Source organism: Synechococcus sp. UW106, from assembly GCF_900474015.1.
In the GTDB taxonomy this organism is placed as follows: domain Bacteria; phylum Cyanobacteriota; class Cyanobacteriia; order PCC-6307; family Cyanobiaceae; genus Parasynechococcus.
Genome location: NZ_UCNV01000005.1, coordinates 1 through 18,071 on the forward strand (window position 1 = coordinate 1; position 18,071 = coordinate 18,071).

The following is an 18,071-nucleotide window of genomic DNA, read 5'->3' on the forward strand; positions in this document are numbered from 1 at the left end:
AGGGCAGGAAAGCCCTGCCTGGTTGCGAGTGTAACGGAAGTTTGCGCTGTGTGTCCACAGTTTGCGCTGTGTGTCCACAGATTGCGCTGTGTGTCCACAGATTGCGGAAACACAGTCAAAGCGGGGCGCATCGAGAAAGCGGGGCTTCCGAAAGGCTTAAGATTCATGAGACTCACCAGGGCAACCGTTGGTTCTGATCCGCTGGATGCAAGCCGGCCATCGCCTGGAGGAGACCGTTCCCCTGGCGCAGGCCCGTCACAGGCGTATGGAGCTGGAGGCTCAGGGTGCAACGGTTTATTGGAGTGAACGGCTGGCCCGAGGCCATTACTGCTGAGAGGCTGGGGCCAATCAGTAAGGGCCCATGCAGCGTTTCATCCAACTGCTTTGTCTTGGGGTTGCTTCCATTGGCCTGACCAGCTGTGGGCTGGTGCCCTCCGGCAGCAACAATCCAGACGCCAACGCGCGCGCTTCGCTTGAACAGCTTGAGCAAAGGCTCAACCAGCTGGAGCAGGAGCTTGAGGCACTGAGATCTCCCGACAGCAAGACCCCGGCAGGCCCCCTCCGCTCCCTCACCTTGCGGATCGGCACCGAGGATGACCGACTTCGGATGTACTGGGCCGACGGCCAGACGAGCAATCTGATCTGCTCTCAAGAGGGCAAGGGTGTCTGGGCCTGTGGTTGAGCTGCGCACAACAGCTGCTGCAATGCCGGCAGCCAGGTTTCCTCTACAGGCCAGACCTCCCGGCGCGTGAAGGAAAAGGCGATGCTTTTTTCGGCATAGGCCGCTTCGTTCACAAACACCGGGATCTCGCCATCAACCCAGAGCTCACCATGATCCGTCCCGTCCGCAGCTCTGAACATGGCCTGAGAAGAAGAGATGCTCTGCCAGTCGCGCCCTTGAAGCTCGGGATGAACAAGGGCAAGCGGTTCACCGTCCTCGCCCTTCGGAAGATCGCGACTCCCCAAGTGTCGATGCACCACAAGAGCACCCGGAAGCCGGGCTGATCCCTGACGAACCTGGTCCAAGGCCCTTAGGCAGGTTTCCAAGCCGAGACGAGTCTGCTCAACGATCTTGGCGTTAAGGACACCTTGAGGAACGGGGCCAACCTCAATCACCAGTCCGCAGGGCCAGCACTCCACCAGGAAGCCAGTCTGCTGGGCATCCGCTTCATGCAGATAGATCGGCAGGCCGAGAGCCTCCTGAACCAGAGCGGCGAGGGCAAGATCGGCAGGCCGACGCCCGTACACCACCAGTGAATTGCCCATGGCTGCTGTGGTGCTGTGCAGATCAAGTGCCACGGCACACGGTTGCTCTCCGTTGCAGCCGTGCAGCCGAAGGAGTTCGCCTGCTCGCTGGAATTCCAAGCCAGAGGTCTCCCGATCCAACAGATCCGGGAGAAAACAGCGGTTGAGGTCGCGATCCACGTAGCGGCAGCGACGAAGGAACGCCTCAGGATTGCCAATCACCCTCTGCACCGGCAGCCCAGCCGCATCAATCAGATCAGGGTTGGCCTGCCACTGCCGAAGCAGCCATGGTGCATTGACCTCGTTCCCATGGGTGCCGGCCACCACCAGAACGCCACAGCTGGTCATGGACATAGCGCTCGGGGTTCTGACTGAAGCACGACTCCCAGCGAAGATAAAAGCGATCCAAACCGAGCCATGTCGATCCCACCTGTTGTGGTCAGTGCCGCCCGTCACGGCTGGCGATGGCAATGGCAACGGCTCATGGGTGGGCTGGGGCCAGCCGATACCGGAGGCAATTACACACGTCCGAGCAGCGATCCGCTCCCCCCACCGACCCTGAACCGCGAGGAGCTGCTCCAACGCAGCCCAACTCAGCGCCCTCTCCTCGTGATCGGGCGCAGTTGTCCCTGGGCGCATCGCACCTGGTTGGTGCATCAGTTGCGCCATCTTCAAGACAGCGTGATCCTCCTGATGGCGACAGCGGATCACAACGCAGGACGCTGGGCCCTCACTCCAGCCTGGGAGGGGTGCGACACGCTGCTGAAGCTCTACCGGCACTGCGGCGCTCCACCCACCTACCGGGCCACCGTTCCTGTGCTGGTGGACCCCAAGACCCGCGTCCTGCTGGGCAACGACAGTGCTCCACTGGTGGAACTGTTGAACCGCTGGCCCCACAGAGACTCCGTTGTCGACCTCGCACCGCCGGAGTCGGCCAACAGGATCGAGGCCTGGCAGGCCCTGCTGCAACCAGCAGTGAATGACGGTGTTTACCGCTGTGGTTTCGCCCGCAACCAAGCGGCCTACGACCGTGCCGAAAGCAATCTCTTTGCCGCCTTAGATGCGGTGGAGCAGAGCCTGGAGACCAACGGCCCCTGGCTATGTGGCAGCTCACTAACCCTGGCAGATGTGCGGCTGTTCCCCACCCTGATCCGCTGGGAACTGGTCTACGCACCGCTGTTTGGCTGTAGCCGGCGCCCGCTCTGGCATTACCCGAACCTCTGGCACTGGCGACAACGGCTGTACGCCTTGCCTGGCATCGCCGACACCTGCGATGGGAATGCTTGGCGACACGACTACTTCGGCGCCTTATTTCCCCTCAATCCCGGTGGGATCGTTCCAGCCGGTCCAGACCTGAGCACACTGGTAAACAGCACGGCTCCGTCGGGATGACCAGCGCAGATCCAACCTTTGACGGTGTCTACGGCACCTACTCCATCACAGAGATCGACCGCCAGGAGGTGCGTTCCTATCGGATCGCCCTGTTGATCACTGGCCTCAGCCTGGCCGCAGGACTGCTGCAGTGGTGGCGAATCGGAAGCACCTGGGCTTGGGTCTGGGTGCTTCCGATCGCCACTGCACTGGGGCTGTCCCTGCGCTGGATTCACATCTATCTCCGCCCTCTGCACCGCGCTCTTCAACTGTTTTGGCTCACCGGTTGCATCGGTTGGGGCGCCCTACTGATGCATGCAGGACCCTCCACAGCCCTTGCCACCCTGCGAGATCAGCCGTTGTGGATCCTGGCCGTCGGCCCCCTGTTCGCAGCCTTGGCAGGGATCGGCTTCAAGGAGTTTTTCTGCTTCCAAAGGCCCGAAGCCATCGGCCTCACCTTGCTGCTGCCAGCAGCACTGCTGGGACATCTGCTAGGGCTGATCAGCGGTTCTTTCTGCCTGGTCTTGCTGGGGAGTGCAGCGTTGCTGCTGGTGCTGCTGGCCCTGCGGAAATTCGGCATGGATGCGGCAGCAGATGTGGGCGATAAAAGTGTGTTTGCTTATCTGGACGGTCAACTTCCAGCAGGCACGCCGTGAGTTTGATCAGCCTGGTGGGTGCCGCCAAGGATTTTGGAATCCGCACCCTCTTCTCCGGCCTCGATCTCCACATCGGGGAAGGCGAAAGGCTGGGGCTGATCGGCCCCAATGGCGCGGGTAAATCAACGCTATTGAAAGTTCTGGCGGGGCAGGAACCCCTCGGTGAGGGGGAACGCCGCTGCTCGCCCCGGCTTCGAGTGGAGCTGGTGGGCCAGGAGAGTCGCATCACCCCTGGGCTATCTGTGCTGGAACAGGTGCTGGAAGGCTGCGGTGCCAAACGGGATCTGCTGTTGCGATTCAGCTCCCTCAGCGACGCGATTGCCGCAGACCCCAGCAATGAAGCTCTGCTCTCGGAGCTGGGTCAGCTCAGCCAACGCATGGATGAGGAAGAGGCTTGGAGTTTGGAGCAGCAATGCCGGGAAGTGCTGCAAAAATTAGGCATCAGCGATCTCCAACGCCCGGTCGACGACCTCTCCGGCGGCTATCGCAAACGGGTGGGACTGGCTTCAGCCCTGGTGGCCTGCCCAGATGTGCTGCTGCTGGATGAACCCACCAACCACCTCGATGCCGCCGCGGTGGAGTGGTTACAGAGCTGGCTGGATCGCTATCCAGGCGCCCTGGTGCTGGTCACCCATGACCGCTACGTGCTCGATCGAGTGACACGGCGAATGGTGGAGGTCGACCGAAGTCAAGCGCGCACCTACCAGGGGAACTACAGCACCTTTCTGCAACACAAAGCAGAAGAAGACGCCTCGGAAGCAGCGTCAGCGGCCAAGTTCAAAAGTGTGCTGCGCCGTGAACTGGCATGGCTACGGCAGGGGCCCAAGGCCCGCAGCACCAAACAAAAAGCGCGCTTGCAACGCATCGAAGCGATGCGCGAGCAGAAACCGAACCAGGCCAAGTCGAAGCTGGAGATGAACGGCATCAGCCGTCGCATCGGGAAACAGGTCATTGAAGCCGAGGCGGTTGGCGTGACAGCAGATGGCTCCAGCGAAGGCCGCCTTCTGCTGGATGGCTTCAGCTACAGCTTCAGCCCAGAAGACCGCATTGGCATCATCGGCCCCAACGGCAGCGGCAAATCCACCTTGCTCGATCTCATCGCTGGACGGAAAGAGCCCACCCAGGGGACCCTGCGCCTTGGGGAAACCGTTCACATCGGCTACCTAGACCAGCACACCGACGCCTTCAACCAAGGCAAAGGACTCGAACGCAAGGTGATCGAATTTGTCGAGGAAGCGGCAAGCCGTATCGATCTGGGGGGTGAGCAGGTCACCGCATCACAACTGCTGGAACGCTTTCTGTTTCCACCCGCCCAGCAGCACAGCCCCTTGGCCAAGCTCTCTGGAGGCGAGCGCCGGCGACTCACCCTCTGCCGAATGCTGATCCAGGCACCCAACGTGCTGCTGCTGGACGAACCCACCAACGATCTCGATGTCCAAACCCTCAGTGTTCTCGAAGACTTTCTCGAGGACTTCCGGGGCTGCGTGATTGTGGTCTCCCATGACCGTTACTTCCTCGATCGCACCGTCGATCGTTTGTTCTCCTTTGAAGAAGGACGGCTGAACCGTTTTGAAGGGAACTACAGCGCGTTTCTTGAGCAGCAACGCCAAGAGGAACGCAACCAGAACGTGGTGTCCAAACCCTCCGCCCCAAAACAGGAACGCAGCCGCGAGACCAAGCGCGAGGGCCCACGTCGTCGGAACTTCAAGGAAAACAAGGAGCTTGCTCGTCTTGACCAACAGCTCCCAGAACTGGAGCTGCAGAAAGGCAATCTTGAACAGCAAATGACACGAGAGGGTGCTGATATGGCGAAGCTGAGCCTGGATTTGGCTGATCTAATCTCCCGAATCGAACAGGCCGAAGAACGCTGGTTGGAACTCAGCGAATTAGCGCCATGAACAACGATCTGCGCCGGTACCTGTAGCCACGGATACCACTGCTTCAAGTCAACGTTGTCGGAAGGTCATGGGGGTGGATTCCACCACTCCAAAACCGATGAATCGCCGTAAGGTGAGTCGAGGCCACGGTCTGTATTTATGAAGTCCATCGAAGAGCACATCCAAAAGGATCAATCGGAGATCCAAGCAGCCAAAGCTGCTGGAGACGATGCCAAGGTTCGTCACCTCACCGAAGAGCTCAAGTCGCTGGAGGAATACAAGGAGCATCACCCCGGCGACAGCCACGACCCCACCTCCCTTGAGCTGCATTGCGAGGCCAATCCCGATGCAGATGAGTGCCGCGTCTACGACGACTAAGGCAACGAGCCAAGGAAATCCAACGGGGGCTCAGTAGTCCTCGTTGTAGTCGGAGGGGCTGCCGGTCAGACTGCAGACGACAGCTTCCTCTTTGCGCATTTGCTTGACTTCAGCGATGGGTCGACCCATCCGCTGGAGTACCGCAATATCCTCTTTCGTTTGGCAACGAGCGATCACGTCGCCTTTGTTGTCGAGACAGGTGTAGAAGGTCATGTCATGCGAGAGACCACTCCCGTTATGGCTCCACATCGCATATCCCACAAGCATCCGTGTGGCCGAAAACACGGAAACATTTGGTGCGATCTGACTCAAACCCCGAGCTCCGCCCAAGTGGATGCCAGCAACTGATCAAGGTTGGCTCCCATCGCAGCGGAGATACTCAACACAGGGCGACCGCTCGCGGTTTCAAGATCCTGGAGAAGCTTGGGGAGATCCTCCTCTAAGACCAGCTCCTGCTTGTTAATTGCCAACAGACGCGGTCGATCGACGAGGCCATGGCCATAGGCCTCCAACTCCTGCTCAACAACGTGCAGATCAGCCACAGGATCCTCAGCACCGGCGTCAACCAAGTGGATCAGCAGGCGGGTGCGCTCGATGTGACGCAGAAAATCATGCCCAAGACCTGCACCCTGGGCAGCCCCTTCAATGAGCCCCGGAATATCTGCGAAAACAGTTCCATCCCCACTGGGTCGGCGCACAACACCAAGGTTCGGGACCAACGTGGTGAAGGGGTAATCGGCAATCTTGGGTCGCGCAGCAGACAGCACGGCGATCAAGGTGCTCTTCCCGGCATTGGGAAGACCAATGATGCCCACCTCAGCAAGCAACTTGAGTTCCAGCTGCAGGGGCCATTCCTCACCCTCACGGCCCTCAGTGAATTTCTCAGGCGCACGGTTGCGATTGCTGAGGTAGTGGGCATTGCCCAGACCACCACGGCCCCCGAAAGCGACAGTGAGACGCTCGCCCGGAGTCGTGAGATCACCAAGAAGAATGCCGGTCCGCAGGTGTCGGACTTCTGTGCCGCAAGGCACCTTGATCACCAGATCCTTTCCCGAGGCACCGGTGCACTTGTTCGGACCACCGCGCCGACCGTCATCGGCAGCGAACAGGCGTTTGTATTTGAAATCGAGCAGAGTTTGCAGGTTGCTGTCGGCCTCAAGGACCACAGGTGCCCCATTGCCGCCGTCACCGCCGGAGGGGCCTCCAGCAGGAACGTACTTTTCTCGACGGAAAGCAGCGATACCGTCGCCGCCGCGCCCACCTCGGACCGTGATCCGTGCCTGATCGATGAACTGCACGGTGCTGCCGGCTCAATCCAATCCATAACCCTAAGATTCAGCCGATGCAGTTCTGCCGTTGGCCGGCGTCCGTTTCGAAGACCTCAGCAAGACCTACCCAGCACGCGGCGGTGGGGATCCCGTTGAAGTGATTCGTCAGTTGAATCTGACAATCCAAAATGGTGAATTCTTGGTGTTGGTTGGCCCCTCGGGTTGCGGCAAAAGCACCTTGCTCCGACTCCTTGCTGGTCTTGACAGGCCCACAAGCGGCGAAATCAGGATCGGAACCCGGCCCATCAGCGATGTGCCGCCTGCACGCCGCAACGTCGCGATGGTGTTCCAGAGCTACGCGCTCTACCCGCATCTCAGTGTGCGGGACAACCTCAGCTTTGGCCTACGAAGAAGCCAATCGAGATCCACACTCCAACGCATCCAGGATCAAGCCTTTCGAGCCACGCGGTCGTTACCAAATCCACTGCGTGTGCGATCTGTCAGGGAGCAAAGGATCGAGACCAGGATTGCCACAGTCGCCAAATCACTGGAATTGACTGAGTTGCTCGACAGATGGCCGAAGGAACTGTCTGGTGGCCAAAAACAACGGGTCGCCCTCGGACGGGCCATGGCGCGAAATCCTGAGGTGTTCCTAATGGATGAACCCCTCAGCAATCTGGACGCCAAGCTCAGAACGAGCACGCGTCAAAGAATTGTCGAACTGCAGCGAGAACTGGGGACAACAACTGTTTATGTCACCCATGACCAAGTCGAAGCAATGACCATGGGACACCGCATCGCGGTACTAAACCAAGGGCGATTGCAACAACTTGGGACGCCCATGGAGTTATACCAATGGCCCTCCAATATCTTCGTCGCCCAATTCATAGGGAGCCCACCGATGTGCCTAATGCCAGTCACTGTGGGACCGAACGCGACCCTCATCCTGGGCAGGAAACGCATACAAGTCGAGGGGGAAATGATGGAGCGATTGCTTCGGAGAGAGGGCCAAAATCTCACTGCCGGATTGAGAGCAGAACATTGGCATCTGGCACCCGCAACGAACAGAAACCTAAAAGCAAAAGTGAGCCATTGCGAACGTCTTGGTAATGAACAGATCTTGACCTGTCGACTCGAAGATGGAGGGCATCTAATACAAGTAAGAAGCACGCCGGAGGTCAATGTGAACCCAGGCGATCAAATCAACCTGGAATCTGATCCAACCGGATGGAGACTCTTTGATGACGATGGAGAAGCGATCCGAGACCAACAGTTATCGGCGCCTTAACACTCCGCGAACGGACCACAAACCGAAGCATTAGCCCTGTTTCATTTGGAAGCAAACTCAAATGAATTGGGTTGATACAAAGGTTTTATGGCGTGGAGTCGAACCCACTGATTTCAAACCAACACCTGGGCTCTACATCAACACCTGATCGCAACACTTGGGATGAACCGACTGGCTGTTTACCCTCACCGCACCCAGACAACACTGCACCCCGGTCCGCCGTCCCCCTGTTCGGCATCCGTCACCCGTTCCACATAAGGCACCGTATCCAACCAACTGCGCAGGCCACGCTTGAGCTTGCCCGTTCCGATGCCATGGATCACCCACACCGGGCCATTGGCGCTGCGGAGGCGTTCTTCAACCGCCGCTTCGGCTTCATGCACCCGCATGCCACGCACATCCACAGTGTTGCGGCTGGTGCGCACCTGCGCACCAGCGCCGCTGGCAGAACGAGCTTGCACCTTCACCACAGGCTTAGGGGGCGGCTCAGGCTTGCGACCATCAAGACTTTCCACCGCAACCAGATCCACTGTGGTGCGCATCACCCCGCAACGGACCGTGAGTTGAAGGCCGTCATCGGTAATGGCTAAGACATCCGCCGCTTTACCAAGAGCCAACAACCGCACGCGATCACCCACCGCCGGACGCCACCCCGGCTTGGGTGCACTCCGTTCGGGGGTCGGGCGGTGATGGTCTTCCAATGTGCGGAGCCGTTGGCCAGCCCTCCGGGCGGTTTCCCCATCGGCACGCTCATCACGAAGCCGGCGAATCAGCGTGCGGACCTCTTTCTGGCCTTTACGGATCGACTGCTCTAACCGCTGACGGCCCTGCTCCTGGCGTTGCGCTGTCTGCTGCTTTTGCTTCTGCCAGCGCTGCAGCAACTCCTCGTGCAGAAGCTCGGTGCGTGCCAGCAGTGCTGCCGCGTCTTCCGCCGCGGCCTGCTGGCGCTGTCGTTGCTCCTCCAAGCCGCGAATCACACTGTTCACCTCACCATCACCTCCAGGAGCCAGGAGCTGCTTCGCCTGCTGAAGGACGTCGGGGTCAAGGCCCAACCGCGTCGCGATCGCCAGCGCATTGCTGCGTCCAGGAATTCCCCACAGCAATTCATACGTGGGAGACAGCGTTTCAGGGTTGAAGGCCACAGAGGCATTCTCAAAACGAGCGTCGTCATATTTCAGGGCCTTGAGTTCACCGAAATGTGTGGTGGCGATCGTGAGTCGGGCTCGTTCAGCAAGAGCCTTGAGCAAAGCCGTGGCCAAGGCCGTTCCCTCGCTGGGATCCGTTCCGGCACCCACCTCATCCAGCAGCACCAGAGCGGGAGCACCACCCCCCTGCAATGCCTCCAGGATGCGCCCGATGCGCTTCACATGACCACTAAAGGTGGACAGGCTCTGCTGCAGGGATTGTTCATCACCGATATCCGCCAGCACCTGAGCACACCAGGGCAATGAAGGTTGCCCCGCACACGGCAAGAGCATGCCGGCGCGCGCCATCAGTGCCGCGAGACCGATGCTTTTCAGAGTGACCGTCTTGCCACCCGTGTTCGGCCCAGTAATCGCCACCACCCGCAGCTCCGGCGATACCTCCACAGAAATCGGGACCACCGGAGGCCCTTCCGCCCGTTTGTGCTGCCAAACCAACAGGGGATGCCTGAGACCTCTAAAGCTGAAGGGAGCGTCCTTTGTGTCCTCAAGCTGGGGAGCCACACCTCCAAGCCAGCGGCCGTAGCGCCCACGAGCCAAAGCAAGATCAAGGGTTCGCAGCACGGCTGCCAGTTGGTTGAGGGAAGAGGCTTCCTCCGACACCAGAGCGCTCAGCTCCGCCAACACCTTGCGTTCCTCATCCCGGATGCGGGATTCCAGCTCCACCAGCTTGTTGCCGAGGGTGAGCACCGAGCGGGGTTCCACAAAGAGGGTGCTGCCTGAGGCCGAACTGTCGTGAACCTGACCCGGCACCTGGCTCACCGCACCGGCCTTCACCGCCAGAACCGGACGGCCATGACGCTCGGCGATCACACTGTCCTGCAGGGATGGGGCCAAGCGCCGCAGCAACTCCTGCAGCTTGTCTCGACGATCCTGGCGGAGACTATGCCATTGATGCCGAAGCGCCGACAACGCAGAGCTGGCACGATCGGCAACACGACCACCCTCCTCTAGGGCAAATTTGAGCCGCTGCTCCAACTCCGGCAGCGTCACCATGGTTTCAATCAGGCTGGTGCAAACCGGGCGCAGCTCGGGCTCGTCGATCTGACGGCGCAGACGACGGGCCGCTGCCAATGTTTCCGCCACGGCCAAAAGCTCCTCACCGGAAGCCACACCCCCTTTGCTGCAGCGCAGCACCACCGGCATCAGGTTCTGAACCCCGCGGAAGCTGAGACCACCTTCAGTGAGGTCATCGAGCACCGCCATTTCAACGGTCTCGGCCAGGCGTGTTCTCGACTCCGCCAGGCTGGCCGGCAACGGCTGCAGCCGCGCAGCATCACGACCCATGCCGGTGCTCGCAAAGCCGCTGAGATGGTCACAAACCCGATGCCACTCCAGCAGTTCGAGTGTTTCCTGCTGAGCCCGGTCCGCCTCTTGACTCAAGTCAACTGCAATTGGAGGGGATGCCACCGGGGGGTTCATAAAGCATTTCGAGCCAGTTGCCTTCCGGATCTTTTAGATAAAAAGACGCCGTGCCGTCGCGATGGTCATGGACGGCACCAACGTGCACACCCTGCGCTTTGAGACGGTCATGAATCACATCAACCTCAGCACGATCGCGAAAATGGAAGGCGAAATGTGGGCCAGCGGCCTTGTAATCCGGGCCTAACAAGGCGAGGCCATCGCGACCTTCCCCGGCTTCCAGGTAGCACCAATCGTCGGCGCGCCAGACCAGGCGCATCCCCAAATCGGTGTAGAAGGCAACAGCCCGATCAACATTGTCAACGCGGATCGCCACGTGCCCGAGGCGATCCACACCCGTCGATTGATCAACTGTTGCCATCGAATCAGGCCTCCTTCAACCAGGCCGCTGCATCGCAGGCGTGGTACGTGAGAATCAGATCGGCACCGGCGCGCTTGAAGCTCAGCAACGTCTCCAAGACGACGGCCTTTTCGTCGATCCAGCCCCGTTCCGCCGCGGCCTTGACCATCGAATACTCACCACTGACGTTGTAGGCAGCGATGGGAAGTTCTGATTCCTGGCGAAGGCGGTGGATGATATCGAGATATGCCAAACCAGGCTTCACCATCATGATGTCGGCGCCCTCCTGCTCGTCGAGCTGGGCTTCGGTGATGGCCTCCCGAGCATTGGCGGGATCCATCTGATAGGTGTCTTTGTTTTTGGGGATCGGCTTGCTGCCAGCGGCACGCGGTGCTGAGTCGAGAGCTTCCCTGAAGGGTCCGTAATACGCGGAGGAATACTTCGCTGTGTAGCTGATGATCCCCACATGTTCAAAGCCTTCATCGTCGAGGGCTTCACGAATCGCTCCAACGCGGCCATCCATCATGTCGCTGGGACCGATCAGATCAGCACCCGCTTCAGCCTGCACAACCGCCTGCTTGCAGAGCAGTTCAATGGTCTCGTCGTTGAGCACGACTCCCTCCTGACTGACGATCCCGTCATGACCATCACAGGAGTAGGGATCCAGGGCGACATCGGTCATGATCGCCATCTCAGGAATGGCTTGTTTGATCTGGCGAATCGCGCGCGGAATCAAGCCGTTGGCGTTGAAGCACTCAGCACCATCTTCGGTTTTCAGCCCCTCCGAGACCTTCGGGAAGAGAACGATGCATCGCACCCCAAGGTCGTAAGCGCGCTGAACTTCTCCGGTGAGGGAGGCCAGACTCCAACGGCTGGCACCTGGCATCGCACCGATCGGCTCCACCTCGGCGCCTTCATGAACAAAGAGGGGATAAATGAAGTCTGCAGCCGAGAGGCTGTGCTCACGCACCATGGCGCGTAGCGCGGGTGTACGCCGAAGACGACGGGGGCGGTAGGTGAGCTCCATCAGACCCAAACACAAGGTTTGATCGTAAAGGTCACCCGATCAGAGGGCCGCAGAACGAAGCCACTCTTGACGTGGATGTCCCGTGCGCTTGGCACGCAACTGTTCGAGCAGACGACGCTCCTCCTCACTCCAGGAGGACGGCATGGAGAGTGTCAGCGTGAGGAAGAGATCACCGCGACCTGACTTCGCAGGCCAGCCTTTGCCCTTGAGCCGAAGGCTGCGGCCTGGGGCGGTGCCTGCTGGAATGCTGACCTGCGCCTCACCATCTGGGGTCATCACGGAGACCATGCCTCCAAGGGCCAGTTCATCAAGGCTGACAGGCAGATCTGCACGCAGCTGATCCGACTCCAAGCGCCAGATCGGGTGCTCCTGAATCTTGAGATTGAGATAGAGATCGCCACGCCGACCGGTTCCGGGTTGCAGGTTGCCCTTGCCCTTCAATCGAAGCCGAGAGCCGGTCTTCACTCCCGCAGGGATGCGCACTTGAACGCGCTCGTTGTTGACAGACAAGCTGCGCTCGCCACCCCGAAAGGCTTCCGCAAAACTCACATTCACCGAGGCTTCGGCATCCAGATTCACCGGAGGTCGTGAGGGCTGGGCGCCACGGGGGAAACCTCCTCCTGCGAATCCACCTCCAGGGAATCCACCCCCCGGGAAACCGCTCCCTGCTGGCCCACCGATACGTCCCAGCAGGTCGTTAATGAAATCGTCGAAGTTGCCGTAGCGACCGAAGTCGACGTCCATGCCGGGTGCTGCTCCCCCGCCCATGCCACCGGCCTGATTCCAGTACTGGCCGAATTGCTCATAACGACGGCGTTTCTCCGGGTCGGAGAGCACTTCGTAGGCTTCACTGATCTCTTTGAAACGCGCCTCAGCCTGCGCATCACCAGGGTTGACATCAGGATGATATTGGCGCGCCAAGCTGCGAAAAGCTTTCTTGATGGCATCAGCGTCGGCACTGCGATCAACACCGAGCACCTGGAAATAGTCCTTGTATCCGCTGTCTGCCATACCCATTCAGTGGTCTTCCTATTTTCACCGCAAAGAGCCTGCGTTGTTGCTTCCGCATGGAGGGAAGCCCGAACGCATCAATGCGACCTAGCTTCGGGCCATTAGCTGCATCGGCATGCGAGGCGTTGCTTCATCCCTGCTGGCAACCGTGCTGCTCGCGGCTGGCGGAGCCGTCGCACCGGGACTGGCCGCTCCATGGACCAGCACGATCGGGGAGCCCCTGCGCGACTCCAGCTCCCAGGCCGTCGAACTGACGGATCATCTAAGGGCAATTGGAGCCAGGTTTTACGGCGCTTGGACCTGCCCGGCGTGCTTCAAACAGATGAACCTTTTTGGCAAACAGGCCGGAGCGAAGCTGCCCTATGTGGAGTGCCGCAAGCCGGAGACGCTGCCGAAGCAAGCCGAATCCTGCCGCGCTGCAGACATCCGGGCCTATCCCACCTGGGTTCTTCCCGATGGACGCCGAAAAGTTGGCGTTCAGTCTCTAGAGGCCCTGAGCCGCTGGAGCGGGCTGAACTGACATGGCCTTGATTAACGGCCTGCATCGGCGCAACATCCGAGGCGACCTGCTCGGAGGCCTGACGGCAGCCGTGGTGGCCCTGCCCCTCGCCCTGGCCTTCGGCAATGCGGCCCTTGGGCCAGGCGGCGCCATTTACGGCTTGTACGGCGCGATCGTCACCGGATTCCTCGCAGCCTTGCTCGGGGGGACCCCCGCCCAGGTCAGCGGACCCACCGGACCCATGAGTGTCACCGTGGCGGGCATTGTGTCCAGCCTGGCCGCCATCGGGATCAGTCGAGACCTCAATGCCGGCGAGATGCTGCCGTTGGTGATGGCCGCTGTGGTTATCGGTGGTGTCTTTGAAGCCCTGCTCGGGATATTGCGGCTGGGGCGCTTCATCACCCTGGTGCCCTATTCGGTGGTCTCCGGCTTCATGTCGGGGATCGGTTTCATCATCCTGGCCCTTCAGCTCGGGCCTTTCATCGGGGTGAGCACCCGGGGCGGCGTCATTGCATCGCTGCAGTCGCTGATCAACGCACCCAGCTGGAATCCAGCAGCTCTCGCCGTTGGATTGATGACGCTGGCAGTGGTGTTCCTCACCCCCTTGCGCATCCGTCAGTGGGTGCCAACACCTTTGCTGGCGCTGCTGATCGTGACGCCGTTGTCGCTGGTGTTGTTCAACGACAACCGACTAGTTGATCTGGGCGTTGAGCCCATCGCCCGCATCGGATCAATCCCCGAAGGGGGCTTGCAACTCGTCCTTCCTGATTTCAGCCGGCACCTGCCGGAGCTGGTGAAAGCAGGCATGGTTCTTGCCCTGCTCGGGGCTATCGACTCGTTGCTCACCTCCCTGGTGGCCGACAACATCACCCAGACCAACCATGACTCCAACCGTGAACTGATCGGCCAGGGCATTGCCAACACAGCTGCCGGGCTCCTGTCTGGACTCCCCGGTGCCGGAGCCACGATGCGAACGGTCATCAACATCAAATCCGGAGGTCAAACGCCCTTGTCGGGCATGACCCATTCCCTGGTTCTGCTGCTCGTGCTGCTGGGGGCAGGACCTCTCGCAGCGCAGATCCCCACGGCACTGCTGGCGGGAATCCTGATCAAAGTCGGGCTCGACATCATCGACTGGGGCTTTCTGCTTCGGGCCCATCGCCTGTCGGCAAAAACGGCCGCACTGATGTACGCCGTGTTGTTGATGACGGTGTTCTGGGACCTGATTTGGGGGGTTCTGGTGGGGATGTTCGTGGCCAATCTGTTGACCGTGGACGCGATCACGCGGTCTCAGCTGGAGGGGATGGAAGAAGACAACCCTGCCGATGCCAAGGATGCGCTGCACGCCAATCTCTCCCCAGAGGAGGAGGCCCTGATCCTGCGCTGCGGCAAGGCCCTGATGCTGTTCCGTCTGCGCGGCCCCCTCAGTTTTGGAGCCGCCAAAGGGATCAGTGCGCGGATGGGGTTGATCCAGAGCTACAAGGTGTTGATCCTTGACCTCACCGACGTGCCTCGCATCGGGGTCACAGCAACGCTGGCGATCGAACGCATGGTTGAGGAAGCTCAATCAGCAGGACGCACGCTGTTCATCGCCGGGGCCAATCAGGCTCTCGAGCAACGGTTGCGGCAATTCGGTGTAGAGGGTGTGCTGCGGCCTTCCAGGCTGGATGCCTTGCAGGAGGCCGCTCAGCTGATCTGACTGATCTCCACCCCACAGGAGTGCATGCGCACATCCTCAGGACTGACCAGCTCTCCCTCCAGCGCCTTCACTTCGGCCTGAGCAAGCACTTGCAAGCGCTGCACAATCACATCCCGCGGGTAGCGCTCCTCGCACAGCACCCAGTACAACCCGAAGTGGCGAGCTTCACTCGCCAGCAGATCGCTATAAAGATCCCTCAACTGCGGATCCGGACTGTGCTCCGCCAGCAGGGCCATGCGCTCATGGCTGCGGGCTTCGATCAAGCCAGCCACAAGGAAAGAATCGAGCATTCTTTGCGGCTCGCCTTTGCGGATCTGTCGAGCGAGTTCCGCGCCATAGCCCGGGGATGGAATCGGTTCCAGGTAACGCCCCCGTGCCTTGATCAGCGCCAGAACCTGCTCGAAGTGCTCAAGCTCTTCCCGCGCCAGAGGGCTTAGAGCTTCACCCAAACCGGGCTCGCAGAGGTAGCGAAACATCATCTGCACAGCAGCCCCAGCAGCTTTGCGTTCGCAATGGGCGTGATCGATCAGCACCTCCATTGGCCGGGCATTGGCCTGCTCCACCCAGCTCCCACTGGTGGGGGCAGCCAACCAGCGGATCGACGCGACCGTTTTCTGCGGCACGCTGATGGTCATGCGCTCGGCCTGAGGTGGCTGATCAATCCTTTCAAAGCAAGGCTGTAACTGGCTGGTCCGAAGCCGCAAACGACACCGACGGCGCGCTCTGCAAGGAATGAGTGATGGCGAAAATCTTCCCGAGCATGGGTGTTGCTGAGATGAAGTTCCACGTAGGGGATCGCAACACCTGCAAGGGCATCGCGAATCGCGATGGAGGTATGGGTGTATGCCCCGGCGTTTATCAGGATTCCGTCGCTACGACCCATCGCCTGGTGAATTCGATCCACCAGGGCACCTTCGAAATTGCTTTGGAAGCAATCGAGTTGCACCGATTCATGCTCGGCCTCTCGGGTCAGTGCCGCCTCGATATCAGCCAGAGAAGACTGTCCATAGATCCCAGGCTCACGCTGCCCCAAGAGGTTCAGATTTGGACCGTTCAGCAGCAGAACGTGCATGGCTGGAGGTCGTTTCAGTTCGCAAGATCGTATCGAGATCGTGGGAAAGGACGCACCGACTGGTAAGTTCTTGCGGTGTGGTTCGGGTCGGTGCCCGAGTGGTTAATGGGGGCGGACTGTAAATCCGCTGGCTCTGCCTACGTTGGTTCAAATCCAACCCGGCCCATCCTCCACATGCCCTTGTAGCTCAGCGGTAGAGCACTCCCTTGGTAAGGGAGAGGTCTCGAGTTCAAGTCTCGACAAGGGCTTACTTCCTCCCCTCGGCACCAGGGGAGCCCTCTTTCGACCCAAGGACAATCGCCGATTGCGGACCAAGGCTTCGACTGTCGGCTGATCCGAGCGTCCAGAGCACGGAATTGTGCAGCGCCATGGATAAAGGCAAGTGTTCTGAGCGACTGCGGTTGATCAGAACCCGAACGCCATCCGCGACTCCCTCCAGTCCGTCAGACCCTTGAACTGACCACTGCAGGCCATCCCTACGCAGGGGCTCATGGGCACGACGGAGTTCAGCGAGCGATTGAATAAAAGGACGCAGGTCTGCTGTCCAGGGGACATCCCAGGGATAGGCCTCACGGCAGGAGGGTCCAGGCCCGCCAGATGGACCTAGCTCAGGACCACCTGCAAGAGCAGCCTCTGTCCCGTAGTAGATGCAAGGCGCTCCTGGGTGAAGAAAGAGCAGCAACAGTGCCAACTTCAAGGCAGCCAAGTCGTTGCTGAGGCTGTGAAGCGCGCGGGGGACGTCATGGCTGTCGAGCAGATTCATCTGAGCCCTGTTCACCACATCTCGATAGGAGCTCGCTGTCGTCGTCCAGATGGTCAACAGGGCCTGGCCATCCAGGGGGTCAAGGGGGTAATCAGGGTTGCGATAGTCCCGGCGCAGCGTCTCACCGGCGGCCCAGCAAATGCTGCTCCAACCAAGCCGGTAATTCATCACGCCATCGAAGTGGTCGCCCTGCAGCCAGGCCGTTGCATCACCCCACACTTCTCCAACAATCCAGGCATCCGGGTTGGTAGACCGCACCATCTGCCGGAACTCCACCCAGAAATCGGCAGGGACCTCTGCTGGAACGTCGAGACGCCAACCATCGATCCCACGTTCTAGCCAGTGACGGCCGACCGCCAGCAGATGCTCCCGGACACCAGGGTTCCCATGGTTGAACTTGGGCAGATCAGGCAAGGCCCACCAGCAGTCGTATCCGCAGTCCTCGCCTTCCGCGGGATAGGGCTGGAGGGGCCAACGGTGCACATGGAACCAATCCCGGTACGGCGAATCCGCACCGTTCTCCACCACGTGATGAAAGGCCCAAAAGCCTCGGCCGCAATGGTTGAACACACCATCAAGAACCAACTTCATGCCGCGCTGATGTACAGCGTCGATGAGTTCCGTGAGAGCTGCGTTGCCCCCCAGCAGAGGATCAACCTCGAAATAGTCGTAGGAGTGATATCGATGGTTGGCGGCTGAGCTGAAGATGGGCGTGAGGTAAAGGCAGGTGATGCCCATGGCTTGCAGCTCATCGAGAGCATCAACCACGCCATAGAGATCCCCGCCCTGAAATCCCTCTTCCCGAGGGTCCGTCCCCCATGGCTTCAGGGCGAGATGACGCTGCGCATTGACCCGTTCACTGCGCCGGAAACGGTCGGGAAAGATCTGGTAGAGCACCGCCTCGGCAACCCAAGCAGGTGGGTCTCGAAACGGCGTGATCGCTCCCAAAACCT

The 18,071-nt window shown here is 60.1% G+C and carries 19 protein-coding genes and 2 tRNA genes; 11 read left to right on the forward strand and 10 right to left on the reverse strand.

Features of this window, described 5'->3' with window-relative positions; genetic code table 11:
• The first annotated feature begins 187 nt into the window (after window positions 1–187).
• Window positions 188–334, forward strand: a complete 147-nt coding sequence (locus DXY30_RS13890; protein WP_166017640.1) for a hypothetical protein — start codon at window positions 188–190, stop codon at window positions 332–334.
• A gap of 27 nt (window positions 335–361) precedes the next feature.
• Window positions 362–682 (forward strand): hypothetical protein, encoded by a 321-nt coding sequence (locus DXY30_RS03870; RefSeq protein ID WP_115093453.1) that lies wholly within the window; start codon window positions 362–364, stop codon window positions 680–682.
• On the opposite strand, the gene DXY30_RS03875 is transcribed toward DXY30_RS03870, so the two are convergent.
• Window positions 649–1,593 (reverse strand): aspartoacylase, encoded by a 945-nt coding sequence (locus tag DXY30_RS03875; protein WP_115093454.1) that lies wholly within the window; start codon window positions 1,591–1,593, stop codon window positions 649–651. The genes DXY30_RS03870 and DXY30_RS03875 overlap by 34 nt on opposite strands.
• Window positions 1,594–1,662: 69 nt before the next feature.
• On the opposite strand from DXY30_RS03875, the gene DXY30_RS03880 reads away from it, so the two are divergent.
• From DXY30_RS03880 to DXY30_RS03895, 4 genes are all read left to right on the forward strand, one after another.
• The gene (locus tag DXY30_RS03880; protein ID WP_115093455.1) at window positions 1,663–2,637 is read left to right on the forward strand and encodes a glutathione S-transferase C-terminal domain-containing protein; all 975 of its coding nucleotides are present in this window, start codon (window positions 1,663–1,665) and stop codon (window positions 2,635–2,637) included.
• On the forward strand, window positions 2,634–3,272 hold the full coding sequence (locus tag DXY30_RS03885; protein ID WP_115093456.1) for a DUF2301 domain-containing membrane protein: 639 nt from the start codon (window positions 2,634–2,636) through the stop codon (window positions 3,270–3,272). The genes DXY30_RS03880 and DXY30_RS03885 overlap by 4 nt, the downstream gene beginning before the upstream one ends.
• A complete protein-coding gene (locus DXY30_RS03890; protein WP_115093457.1) occupies window positions 3,269–5,170 on the forward strand; it encodes an ABC-F family ATP-binding cassette domain-containing protein in 1,902 nt (633 codons plus the stop codon). Before DXY30_RS03885 ends, DXY30_RS03890 begins: the two co-directional genes overlap by 4 nt.
• A 138-nt stretch (window positions 5,171–5,308) precedes the next feature.
• The gene (locus DXY30_RS03895; protein WP_115022670.1) at window positions 5,309–5,527 is read left to right on the forward strand and encodes a CP12 domain-containing protein; all 219 of its coding nucleotides are present in this window, start codon (window positions 5,309–5,311) and stop codon (window positions 5,525–5,527) included.
• Between the two features lie 30 nt (window positions 5,528–5,557).
• On the opposite strand, the gene DXY30_RS03900 is transcribed toward DXY30_RS03895, so the two are convergent.
• Together DXY30_RS03900 and cgtA are read right to left on the reverse strand one after the other, a co-directional pair.
• The gene (locus DXY30_RS03900) at window positions 5,558–5,740 is read right to left on the reverse strand and encodes a hypothetical protein (protein ID WP_115093478.1); all 183 of its coding nucleotides are present in this window, start codon (window positions 5,738–5,740) and stop codon (window positions 5,558–5,560) included.
• Between the two features lie 95 nt (window positions 5,741–5,835).
• Window positions 5,836–6,825 (reverse strand): Obg family GTPase CgtA, encoded by a 990-nt coding sequence (gene cgtA, locus DXY30_RS03905; protein ID WP_115093458.1) that lies wholly within the window; start codon window positions 6,823–6,825, stop codon window positions 5,836–5,838.
• Window positions 6,826–6,883: 58 nt separating this feature from the next.
• On the opposite strand from cgtA, the gene DXY30_RS03910 reads away from it, so the two are divergent.
• Window positions 6,884–8,083, forward strand: coding sequence for an ABC transporter ATP-binding protein (locus DXY30_RS03910; RefSeq protein WP_115093459.1), 1,200 nt, complete (start codon window positions 6,884–6,886; stop codon window positions 8,081–8,083).
• Window positions 8,084–8,268: 185 nt separating this feature from the next.
• On the opposite strand, the gene DXY30_RS03915 is transcribed toward DXY30_RS03910, so the two are convergent.
• Genes DXY30_RS03915 through DXY30_RS03930 form a run of 4 tightly spaced genes read right to left on the reverse strand, consistent with a single transcriptional unit; the run spans window position 8,269 to window position 13,085 of the window.
• Complete coding sequence (locus tag DXY30_RS03915; protein ID WP_244281244.1) at window positions 8,269–10,707, reverse strand: endonuclease MutS2; 2,439 nt, start codon at window positions 10,705–10,707, stop codon at window positions 8,269–8,271.
• Entirely contained in the window at window positions 10,670–11,068 is a 399-nt protein-coding gene (locus DXY30_RS03920; RefSeq protein ID WP_115093461.1) for a VOC family protein, read from the reverse strand. Before DXY30_RS03920 ends, DXY30_RS03915 begins: the two co-directional genes overlap by 38 nt.
• A 4-nt stretch (window positions 11,069–11,072) precedes the next feature.
• Complete coding sequence (gene hemB, locus DXY30_RS03925) at window positions 11,073–12,074, reverse strand: porphobilinogen synthase (protein WP_115093479.1); 1,002 nt, start codon at window positions 12,072–12,074, stop codon at window positions 11,073–11,075.
• 39 nt (window positions 12,075–12,113) lie between these two features.
• On the reverse strand, window positions 12,114–13,085 hold the full coding sequence (locus DXY30_RS03930; protein WP_115093462.1) for a DnaJ C-terminal domain-containing protein: 972 nt from the start codon (window positions 13,083–13,085) through the stop codon (window positions 12,114–12,116).
• Between the two features lie 115 nt (window positions 13,086–13,200).
• On the opposite strand from DXY30_RS03930, the gene DXY30_RS03935 reads away from it, so the two are divergent.
• Window positions 13,201–13,605 carry a vitamin K epoxide reductase gene (locus tag DXY30_RS03935; RefSeq protein WP_115093463.1) on the forward strand — a complete coding sequence of 135 codons (405 nt, stop codon included), beginning with the start codon at window positions 13,201–13,203 and terminating at the stop codon, window positions 13,603–13,605.
• Between the two features lies 1 nt (window position 13,606).
• Window positions 13,607–15,283 carry a SulP family inorganic anion transporter gene (locus DXY30_RS03940; protein WP_115093464.1) on the forward strand — a complete coding sequence of 559 codons (1,677 nt, stop codon included), beginning with the start codon at window positions 13,607–13,609 and terminating at the stop codon, window positions 15,281–15,283.
• Here the strand turns inward: DXY30_RS03940 and DXY30_RS03945 are convergent.
• Both DXY30_RS03945 and aroQ read right to left on the reverse strand, forming a co-directional pair.
• Window positions 15,271–15,918, reverse strand: coding sequence for a tRNA-(ms[2]io[6]A)-hydroxylase (locus tag DXY30_RS03945; protein WP_115093465.1), 648 nt, complete (start codon window positions 15,916–15,918; stop codon window positions 15,271–15,273). The genes DXY30_RS03940 and DXY30_RS03945 overlap by 13 nt on opposite strands.
• A complete protein-coding gene (gene aroQ / locus DXY30_RS03950) occupies window positions 15,915–16,355 on the reverse strand; it encodes a type II 3-dehydroquinate dehydratase (protein ID WP_115093466.1) in 441 nt (146 codons plus the stop codon). The genes DXY30_RS03945 and aroQ overlap by 4 nt, the downstream gene beginning before the upstream one ends.
• A gap of 84 nt (window positions 16,356–16,439) precedes the next feature.
• On the opposite strand from aroQ, the gene DXY30_RS03955 reads away from it, so the two are divergent.
• Window positions 16,440–16,521 (forward strand) — tRNA-Tyr (locus DXY30_RS03955).
• A gap of 10 nt (window positions 16,522–16,531) precedes the next feature.
• Window positions 16,532–16,603: transfer RNA gene (locus DXY30_RS03960), tRNA-Thr, on the forward strand.
• On the opposite strand, the gene DXY30_RS03965 is transcribed toward DXY30_RS03960, so the two are convergent.
• Window positions 16,603–18,066 (reverse strand): glycoside hydrolase family 13 protein, encoded by a 1,464-nt coding sequence (locus tag DXY30_RS03965; protein WP_115093467.1) that lies wholly within the window; start codon window positions 18,064–18,066, stop codon window positions 16,603–16,605. The genes DXY30_RS03960 and DXY30_RS03965 overlap by 1 nt on opposite strands.
• Between the last annotated feature and the right edge of the window lie 5 nt (window positions 18,067–18,071).

Excerpts from the sequence above, each read along its gene's own strand:
- DXY30_RS03880 (WP_115093455.1), top strand. The coding sequence starts at position 1,663 with ATGTCGATCCCACCTGTTGTGGTCAGTGCCGCCCGTCACGGCTGGCGA.
- DXY30_RS03945 (WP_115093465.1), bottom strand. The coding sequence starts at position 15,918 with ATGACCATCAGCGTGCCGCAGAAAACGGTCGCGTCGATCCGCTGGTTG.
- DXY30_RS03935 (WP_115093463.1), top strand. The coding sequence starts at position 13,201 with ATGCGAGGCGTTGCTTCATCCCTGCTGGCAACCGTGCTGCTCGCGGCT.
- DXY30_RS03920 (WP_115093461.1), bottom strand. The coding sequence starts at position 11,068 with ATGGCAACAGTTGATCAATCGACGGGTGTGGATCGCCTCGGGCACGTG.
- DXY30_RS03870 (WP_115093453.1), top strand. The coding sequence starts at position 362 with ATGCAGCGTTTCATCCAACTGCTTTGTCTTGGGGTTGCTTCCATTGGC.
- hemB (WP_115093479.1), bottom strand. The coding sequence starts at position 12,074 with ATGGAGCTCACCTACCGCCCCCGTCGTCTTCGGCGTACACCCGCGCTA.
- DXY30_RS03915 (WP_244281244.1), bottom strand. The coding sequence starts at position 10,707 with ATGAACCCCCCGGTGGCATCCCCTCCAATTGCAGTTGACTTGAGTCAA.
- DXY30_RS03930 (WP_115093462.1), bottom strand. The coding sequence starts at position 13,085 with ATGGCAGACAGCGGATACAAGGACTATTTCCAGGTGCTCGGTGTTGAT.
- DXY30_RS03875 (WP_115093454.1), bottom strand. The coding sequence starts at position 1,593 with ATGACCAGCTGTGGCGTTCTGGTGGTGGCCGGCACCCATGGGAACGAG.
- DXY30_RS03940 (WP_115093464.1), top strand. The coding sequence starts at position 13,607 with ATGGCCTTGATTAACGGCCTGCATCGGCGCAACATCCGAGGCGACCTG.
- DXY30_RS03885 (WP_115093456.1), top strand. The coding sequence starts at position 2,634 with ATGACCAGCGCAGATCCAACCTTTGACGGTGTCTACGGCACCTACTCC.
- DXY30_RS03895 (WP_115022670.1), top strand. The coding sequence starts at position 5,309 with ATGAAGTCCATCGAAGAGCACATCCAAAAGGATCAATCGGAGATCCAA.
- DXY30_RS03900 (WP_115093478.1), bottom strand. The coding sequence starts at position 5,740 with ATGACCTTCTACACCTGTCTCGACAACAAAGGCGACGTGATCGCTCGT.
- aroQ (WP_115093466.1), bottom strand. The coding sequence starts at position 16,355 with ATGCACGTTCTGCTGCTGAACGGTCCAAATCTGAACCTCTTGGGGCAG.